The sequence below is a fragment of the Kribbella sp. NPDC058693 genome (assembly GCF_042715335.1).
Classification (GTDB): domain Bacteria; phylum Actinomycetota; class Actinomycetes; order Propionibacteriales; family Kribbellaceae; genus Kribbella; species Kribbella jiaozuonensis.
Genome location: NZ_JBHXSQ010000004.1, coordinates 84,593 through 92,359, shown reverse-complemented (window position 1 = coordinate 92,359; position 7,767 = coordinate 84,593). Strand labels below are relative to the sequence as shown.

At 67.7% G+C, this 7,767-nt stretch carries 8 protein-coding genes; all 8 read left to right on the top strand.

Annotated elements, in window-relative coordinates; genetic code table 11:
• The first annotated feature begins 214 nt into the window (after positions 1-214).
• The 8 genes from ACFWUU_RS26585 (at position 215) to ACFWUU_RS26550 (ending at position 7,697) form a co-directional block, all read left to right on the top strand.
• A complete protein-coding gene (locus ACFWUU_RS26585) occupies positions 215-1,585 on the top strand; it encodes a serine hydrolase domain-containing protein (protein WP_380179211.1) in 1,371 nt (456 codons plus the stop codon).
• The gene (locus ACFWUU_RS26580) at positions 1,582-2,100 is read left to right on the top strand and encodes a flavin reductase family protein (RefSeq protein ID WP_380179209.1); all 519 of its coding nucleotides are present in this window, start codon (positions 1,582-1,584) and stop codon (positions 2,098-2,100) included. The genes ACFWUU_RS26585 and ACFWUU_RS26580 overlap by 4 nt, the downstream gene beginning before the upstream one ends.
• Before the next feature lie 44 nt (positions 2,101-2,144).
• Positions 2,145-2,708 (top strand): TetR/AcrR family transcriptional regulator, encoded by a 564-nt coding sequence (locus ACFWUU_RS26575; protein ID WP_380179207.1) that lies wholly within the window; start codon positions 2,145-2,147, stop codon positions 2,706-2,708.
• Entirely contained in the window at positions 2,705-3,259 is a 555-nt protein-coding gene (locus ACFWUU_RS26570) for a hypothetical protein (protein ID WP_380179205.1), read from the top strand. The genes ACFWUU_RS26575 and ACFWUU_RS26570 overlap by 4 nt, the downstream gene beginning before the upstream one ends.
• Before the next feature lie 18 nt (positions 3,260-3,277).
• Positions 3,278-4,309 (top strand): zinc-dependent alcohol dehydrogenase family protein, encoded by a 1,032-nt coding sequence (locus ACFWUU_RS26565; protein WP_380179203.1) that lies wholly within the window; start codon positions 3,278-3,280, stop codon positions 4,307-4,309.
• A 259-nt stretch (positions 4,310-4,568) separates the two neighbouring features.
• Positions 4,569-5,852, top strand: a complete 1,284-nt coding sequence (locus ACFWUU_RS26560; RefSeq protein ID WP_380179201.1) for an ABC transporter substrate-binding protein — start codon at positions 4,569-4,571, stop codon at positions 5,850-5,852.
• A 43-nt stretch (positions 5,853-5,895) separates the two neighbouring features.
• Positions 5,896-6,795 carry a carbohydrate ABC transporter permease gene (locus ACFWUU_RS26555; protein ID WP_137256148.1) on the top strand — a complete coding sequence of 300 codons (900 nt, stop codon included), beginning with the start codon at positions 5,896-5,898 and terminating at the stop codon, positions 6,793-6,795.
• Positions 6,792-7,697, top strand: coding sequence for a carbohydrate ABC transporter permease (locus ACFWUU_RS26550; protein WP_380179199.1), 906 nt, complete (start codon positions 6,792-6,794; stop codon positions 7,695-7,697). The genes ACFWUU_RS26555 and ACFWUU_RS26550 overlap by 4 nt, the downstream gene beginning before the upstream one ends.
• Positions 7,698-7,767 lie beyond the last annotated feature (70 nt).

Here is a 7,767-nt window from a genome sequence, read left to right as displayed (position 1 = left end):
TGCGGGGGCCGGGGGTTTTGGGGGTGGTCGCGGGGGGGGGGGTGCACCCCCCACCCCCGCCCCCGCCCCCGCCGCCGGGGGGGCCCCCCCCCACGACCCACATCTTGGCGGACTCGCGGTGCTGAGGTTGCTGCCGAAGCGTCGTTGAGCAGACCCTGATGCGGAAGGTATGACTGATGCATCTCCATCCGCCGATCCGTCCAGGAGACCGACCGTGACTGACAGCTTGACCGAGGCACTCGCTTACTACGACAGCTGGCTGGCGTTCAACCAGCGTTATCAGCGGGTGCCGGGCATCCAGGTCGCGGTGTACGCCGGGGACGCGATCGCGTTCTCGGCGGCGTACGGGTCCGCGGACGTGGAGAACGGCGTACCGCTGACCGAGCAGCACCTGTTCCGGATCGCGTCGCACTCGAAGACGTTCACCGCGACGGCAGTGATGCAGCTGGTCGAGCAGGGCCGGCTGCGGCTGGACGACAAGGTCGAGCAACACGTCACCGAGATCGTCGGTACGCCGCTCGGCCAGCGGACCGTCCGCGAACTGCTGGCACACGCCGGCGGTGTCACCCGGGACGGCCTCGACGCGGACTGGTGGCAGCTGGCCACGAGCTTCCCGGATCGCGACCAGTTGCTCGAAGTACTGCGACGTGAGTCCTCGGCCGTCATCCCCGAGAACGACCGCTTCAAGTACTCGAACATCGGCTACGGTCTGCTCGGCCTCGTCATCGAGGCGGCGTCCGGTACGCCGTACAACACCTACGTCCAGACCGCGATCGTCGACAAGCTCGGGCTCGCCGGGCTCGGCCCGGAGCTGGATCCGGCCCGGCTGACGGAGTACGCCGCCGGGTACAGCTCGCTCGCGTACGCCGATACGCGCGTGCCGATCGAGCACATCGACACCCGCGCGCTGGCCTCCGCGACCGGGTTCTTCGGCAACGCGCGCGACCTGGTCACGTACTTCTCCGCGCACCTGCCCGGCGACGACCGGTTGCTCACGGACAAGTCGAAGCGCGAGATGCAGCACCCGCTGTGGATCACCGGCTCGGACGACAAGGCGCGGTACGGCCTCGGCCTCGCGGTGACGAAGGTCGGCGACCGCGAGGTCTTCGGACACGGTGGCGGGTACCCGGGCCACATCACCCGGACCCTCGTCGACCCGGAGAAGCGGATCGTCGTCTCGGCGCTGACCAACGCGATCGACGGCCCCGCCTCCCAGCTCGCCGAGGGCATCTTCCGGCTGCTCGACCTGGCCGACTCGAAGGAGCGCGGTGACGCGGCGGACCTGTCCCGGTTCACCGGCCGGTTCGCGAACCTCTGGGGTCTGACCGACTTCGTCCAGCTCGGCGGCCGCCTGTACGCCACCGACCCGACCGGCGGGAACCCGGCCGAAGAGCCCCAGGAGCTCGAGGCGGACGGCGACACGCTGCGCGTCACCGGCGGTAACGGCTACGGCTCGTACGGCGAGTCGTACCGCTTCACGTTCGACGCCAACGGCGCGGTCGAGCTGGTCCACGGCTCGAGCGGCCTGAGCCTGCACCCGATCGACAAGTTCGGCCTCCCGGAGCGCGTTACCGTGGCCCGGTGACCATCCACGGTGACCACCCGTTCCTCCCGCCCGAGTCCGAGCGCAGTCCGGTACGGCGGTTCCGCGGGCGGCTGCCGTCCCCGGTCGGCCTGTGGACAACGTCGTACGGCGGGAAGCGGGCCGGGCTCACGGTCTCGTCGATGCTGGTCGCGGACGGTGAGCCCGGGTACGTGATCGGGCTGATCGATCCGGACTCGGACCTGTGGGAAACGTTGCGCGAGGCAAGGACCGCGGTGGTGTCCCTGCTCGGCGAGCCGCATCGTCAGCTCGCCGACGCCTTCGGGTACGTCGCTCCGGCCCCGGGCGGCCCGTTCCGGTTGATCGACTGGACGGACACCGCCTGGGGACCGGCGCCGGTCGGGGTCAGCACCTGGGCCGGCTGCACGCTGGTCGACCAGAACCCACCCGAGGTCGGCTGGGGCCTGCAGGTCCAGCTGGAGATCGCCCATGTCGAGCTCGTCGCAGACGACGTACCTGCTTTGGTCCACCGGCGCGGACGCTACGGCACGATCTGAAATCCCCTTTGACGAACGAGGCTAACGCCATTAGCCTCTGAGCTATGGTTGTTAAGAAGTCGTTGACGCCCGCTGCCGTGGTCGATGTGGCGCTCGGCATCGTGGACGAGCACGGGCTGGAAGGCCTCACGCTCGCCGCCGTGGCGCAGCGCTGCGAGGTGGCCACGCCGTCGCTGTACAAGCACGTGGCGAGCCTCGGCGAACTGAAAGCGCTCGTCGGGGTTCGGGTGCTGGACGACATGACGGACCGGTTCACCGCCGCCGTGCTGGGCCGTGCCGGCGACGAGGCGGTGACCGCGCTGATGCATGCCTATCGCGCCTATGTCACCGCCAGCCCGAAGCGGTACTCCGCGATGCCGATGGATCCGCTGCATGACCCGATCCAGAAGGCGGCCGGTGCGAAACAGGTCGACGTCATGTTCGCGACGCTGCGGGGTTACGGCCTGGAGGGTCCGGCCGCGGTCCACGCGGCCCGCCGGCTGCGGGTGCTCGTGCACGGCTTCGCGTCCATCGAGTCGGCCGGCGGCTTCGGCCTGCCCGAAGACCTCGACGGCACCTACGACCAGCTCATCCAGATGTATCTCGCCAGCCTGAGGAACGAATCATGAGAATCCCCTTGTCCGTCGCAGGCGTGCTGTTCCTGCTCTACCCCGTCCTCCGCCCGTGGCACGACGAGACGACCACCTCGGGGGCCGCGGCCGCGATGGGTTCGACCGCCTGGGTCATCGCGCACCTGTGCGCGATGCTCGGGTTCATCCTGGTCGCGCTCGCCCTGCTGGAGATCGACCGCCGGGCGGCGATCGTCTTCTGGATCGGCGCCGGCCTGACACTGCCGTACTACGGCGCCGAGGACTTCGGCCTGCATGCGATCGCCGCCCAGCCGAACCTTCTCGATCTGGCCGACGCCGTGCGCTACAACCCGGTCTCGATCACGATGTTCGGCCTCGGCCTGCTGACCATGGCTGCGGCCGCGATCCTGGTCGCGGTCCGGCTGAAGACCGTGCCGGCGATCGTGTTGGCCGCGGGTTTCGCGCTCTTCCTTCCGCAGTTCTTCGCCCCGCCCGCGGTGCGGATCGTTCACGGTGTGTTGCTCGCCGTCGGTTGCGTGTGGCTGGCGTCCAACTCGAAGCGGGTGGAGGCTGCGCTCAGTCCGGCCTGAGGATCTAGTGTTGGCCCCATGCGTGCCACAGTGATCCATGCGCCGTTCGACGTACGGCTGGAAGAGCTTCCGGACCCGAAGATCGAGGGGCCGGGCGATGCGGTGGTCAAGGTTGTTGCCTCATGCATCTGTGGGTCCGACCTCTGGCCGTACCGCGGTGAGCCGCCGGTGAAGCAGCCGCGGCCGATCGGGCACGAGTTCGTCGGCATCGTCCAGGAGGTCGGCTCGGACGTCCGCACGGTCAAGGCGGGTGACTTCGTCGTCGCGCCGTTCGTGGTCAGCGACGGCACCTGCCCGCACTGTCTGGCCGGCTACCAGACCGCCTGCGACAACGTGATCGGGTACGGCGGCGGCAAGGCGGACGGCGGCCAGGGCGAGTACGTGCGGCTCCCGTACGCCGACGGCACGCTGGTCGCGACGCCTGAGCTGCCCGACGACTCGCTCGTACCGTCCCTGCTCACGCTGTCCGACGTGATGGGCACCGGCTGGCACGCGGCGCGCTGTGCGCGGGTGAAGGCCGGCGACACGGTAGTTGTCGTGGGCGACGGTGCGGTCGGGCTCTGCGGCGTACTCGCGGCGTCCCGGATGGGTGCGGCGCGGGTCGTTGCCTTGTCGCGGCATGAGCCCCGGCAGAAGCTGGCGAAGGAATTCGGTGCCACGGACATCATTTCCGAACGCGGCGACGCGGCCAAGGACGCCGTACTCGAACTGACCAAGGGGGTTGGAGCCGACGCGGTGCTGGAGTGTGTCGGCACCGCACAGTCGATGACGACCGCGTTCGACGTCGCCCGGCCCGGTGCGACGGTCGGCTTCGTGGGTGTGCCGCACGGCGTCGAGGTGCCGATCGGCAGGATGTTCGGGCGGAACATCGGGCTCTCGGGCGGCGGCGCGCCGTGCCGGGCGTACCTGCCGGACCTGATGAACGACGTACTGGCCGGGGAGATCAACCCGGGCAAGGTGTTCGACTCGGAGCTCCCGCTGGCCGACGTGGCCGAGGGGTACGCCGCGATGCATGAGCGGCGTGCTATCAAGGTGCTGCTGCGCCCCTGATTCTGCGCAGTCCGACTGCGCGGTGTGCCAATCAGGCCGTGAATGTGCGCGCTCTCACACTGTCAAGGTGCGCGGGGTCACGGCTGCGCAACGCGCCTGCGCGGAGCGTTGACACTCGATGCCTACAGTCCCAGAGTTGCACCGTCACTTAAGAGAACCCCCTAGCTTTTCCCCCCTCACCGAGAGCCAAACTCAGGTGAGAGAAGAAAAGAAGAGAGTGATATGGGGCGGCTCCATCTATTTGATCGGAGAGTGAATCATGCGTGGTGGTCTGAGTAAGACCCTGGCGCTGGTGGGTGCGGCGGGTCTTCTCGCAGTGAGCGCCTGCGGAAACAGCGACGACAGCGGCGGCAGCGGTAGCGGTTCGTCCGCGAACAAGGACGTCACTGTCTTCACCTGGTGGGCCGACGGTGGTGAGAAGGCCGGTCTGGACGGCCTGGTGTCGGTGTTCGGCACCGACTGCAAGGACTTCAAGTTCGTCAACTCGGCCGTTGCCGGTGGCGCGGGCTCGAACGCGAAGCAGGTGCTGGCCAACGACCTGCAGGCGGGTAAGCCGCCGTCCACGTTCCAGGCGCACGCCGGTGCTGAGCTGAAGGACTACATCAACGCCGGCCAGGTCGACGACATCAGCCAGCTGTACAAGGACTTCGGGCTGGACAAGGCGTTCCCGCAGAACCTGATCGACAACCTGACCGTGGACGGCAAGATCTACTCGATCCCCGCCAACGTCCACCGGGCGAACGTCGTCTGGGCGAACCCGACCGTGCTGAAGAAGGCGAGCATCGACGGCACCAAGGCTCCGGCCAGCATCGACGCGTGGATCGCCGACCTGACCAAGCTGAAGGCCTCCGGCGTCACCGCGCCGCTGGCGATCTCCAAGGGCTTCGCCCAGGAGATGCTGGTCGAGGCCGTGCTGCTGGCCGAGCTCGGTCCGGACAAGTTCAAGGGTCTGTGGGACGGCAAGACCGACTGGGCCGGTGGCGACGTGACGTCGGCGCTGAACAAGTACAAGACGCTGCTGACCTTCAGCAACACCGACCGCGAGGCGATCGACTGGCCGGACGCGCTCGGCTACGTGAACACCGGCAAGGCCGGCTACACGCTGATGGGTGACTGGGTGGCCGCGCAGCAGGTGGCGGACAAGATCCCGGACTCGGCGTACACCTACTGGCCGTCGCCGGGCACCGAGGGCGACTTCCAGTTCCTGTCGGACTCGTTCACGCTGCCGACCAACGGCGCGGACCCCGACGGCGCCAAGTGCTGGCTGAAGACGGTCGGTTCGGCCGAGGGCCAGAAGGCGTTCAACACCAAGAAGGGCTCGATCCCGGCCCGCTCCGACGCCGACCCGGCCGACTACCCGAAGTACCAGCAGGGCGCGATGGCCGACTGGAAGAGCAAGACGATCGTTCCGTCCTGCGCCCACGGTGCCGCGTGCACGCTGGGTCAGAACAACGACATCCTCTCCGCGATGAGCCAGTTCAGCGGCAGCCCGGACGTCGCCAAGCTGCAGTCGGCGCTCGGCACCGCGATGAAGACGAGCTGATGCAGGTCGAGTTGCGGAACCGATCCGAGACGGAGGACTGAGCGTGCACGGAAGAATCCGCACCTGGGGACCTGGTGCCCTGGTGCTGCTGCCGACCGTGCTGCTGCTCGGGTACTTCGTCTACGGGCTGATCGCGTGGTCCTTCAACACCTCGCTGACCGACCGGCACACCGCCCGCAAGGGTCCGGCGAGCTATGTCGGGTTCGAGAACTACACGAACCTGTTCGGCGAGGAACGGTTCCAAAACTCGCTGAAGAACCTCGGCGTGCTCACGGTGGCGTTCATCGTGGGCACGCTGATCTTCGGTCTGCTCTGGGCACTGCTGCTGGAGAAGGGCGTGCCCGGCGAGTCGGTCTTCCGGTCGATCTACCTGTTCCCGATGGCGATCTCGATGATCGCCTCGGGCGTGGTCTGGGGCTGGTTGCTGAACCCGTCCCAGGGCGAGGACGCGCGGGGGCTCAACCGGTTGTTCGAGATCCTCCATCTGCATTTCCTGGAGAATCCCTGGTGGACCGCGGGGAGTAGATGGACGACGATGGCGTCCATCGCGCTGCCGGCGGTCTGGCAGCTGTCCGGCTACATCATGGCGCTGTTCCTGGCCGGTTTCCGGGGTATCCCGCCGGAGCTGCGCGAGGCGGCCCGGGTCGACGGGGCGTCGGAGTTCAAGCTCTACCGGCACGTGCTGTTCCCGCAGCTGTCGCCGATCGCGCTGTCCGCGCTGATCATCCTCGGGCACATGTCGCTGAAGCTGTTCGACCTGATCTACGCGATCACCGGGCCGAACCAGTTCCGGACCGAGGTGCCCGCGGTCTACATGTGGAACACCTTGCTCCGCAGTGACCAGGCCAAGGCGGCCGCGATCGCGATCGTGCTGCTCGCCGTCGTCGCCGTCCTCGTCATCCCGTACATCGCGTACACCGTCCGGCAGGAGAATGAGGAATGAGCGTCGATACCTCCGCCGCGACCGGTCAGGCCGCTGCGGCGATCCGCCGGAAGCCGCAGAAGCGCGGGGTGATCTCGGACGGTTCGACCCGGCGCAGCCGGACGGTCCGCTACATCCTGCTGCTGTTGTTCCTGCTGTTCGTGCTGATCCCGGTGTACGTCGTACTGATCACCAGCTTCAAGACCTCCGGTGACACCACCGCTGCCTCGCAGTGGAACCTGCCGAAGACCTGGACGCTGGAGCCCTGGCGCAAGGCCTGGGACGTACTACAGCCGTACATGATCCGGTCGCTGTCGCTGGCGATCCCGGCCGCGATCATCTCGTCGCTGATCGGCTCGATGAACGGGTTCGTGCTGGCCCGCTGGCGGTTCCCGGGCGCGAACATCGTGTTCGCGTTCATCCTGTTCGGAATGTTCATCCCGTACCAGGCGGTGATGCTGCCGCTGCGTACGACGTTCACCGCGCTGGACGTGACCCGGGGTGTGCCGACGCTGATCATCGCGCACTGCATCTACGGCATCCCGATCTGCACGCTGATCTTCCGCAACTACTACGCCACGATCGTGCCGAACGAGATCATCGAGTCGGCCCGGGTGGACGGGGCCGGGCTGGTCCAGACGTACCTGCGGATCATCCTGCCGATCTCGATCTCCGGCTTCGTGGTGACGCTGATCTGGCAGTTCACCTCGGTCTGGAACGACTTCCTGTTCGCACTGTTCCTGACTCAACAGAACAACGGCCCGGTGACCTTGGGCCTGGCCGCGCTGGCCGGCGGGCAGAAGGTCGACTACGCGGCCAGCATGGCCGGCGCGCTGATCACGTCGTTCCCGACGTTGATCGTCTACATCCTGCTCGGCCGCTGGTTCATCGGCGGCCTGATGGCCGGCGCCCTGAAGGGCTGAGCGCCTGTGGCCCGTGCTCCATCCGGAGCACGGGCCTCGCCTTATCCACAGGACGCGCGCACGGGACTGC

Bases quoted from the DNA above. Each gene is read 5' to 3' on its own strand.
- ACFWUU_RS26575 (WP_380179207.1), top strand. From the start codon at position 2,145: ATGGTTGTTAAGAAGTCGTTGACGCCCGCTGCCGTGGTCGATGTGGCG.
- ACFWUU_RS26570 (WP_380179205.1), top strand. From the start codon at position 2,705: ATGAGAATCCCCTTGTCCGTCGCAGGCGTGCTGTTCCTGCTCTACCCC.
- ACFWUU_RS26565 (WP_380179203.1), top strand. From the start codon at position 3,278: ATGCGTGCCACAGTGATCCATGCGCCGTTCGACGTACGGCTGGAAGAG.
- ACFWUU_RS26560 (WP_380179201.1), top strand. From the start codon at position 4,569: ATGCGTGGTGGTCTGAGTAAGACCCTGGCGCTGGTGGGTGCGGCGGGT.
- ACFWUU_RS26550 (WP_380179199.1), top strand. From the start codon at position 6,792: ATGAGCGTCGATACCTCCGCCGCGACCGGTCAGGCCGCTGCGGCGATC.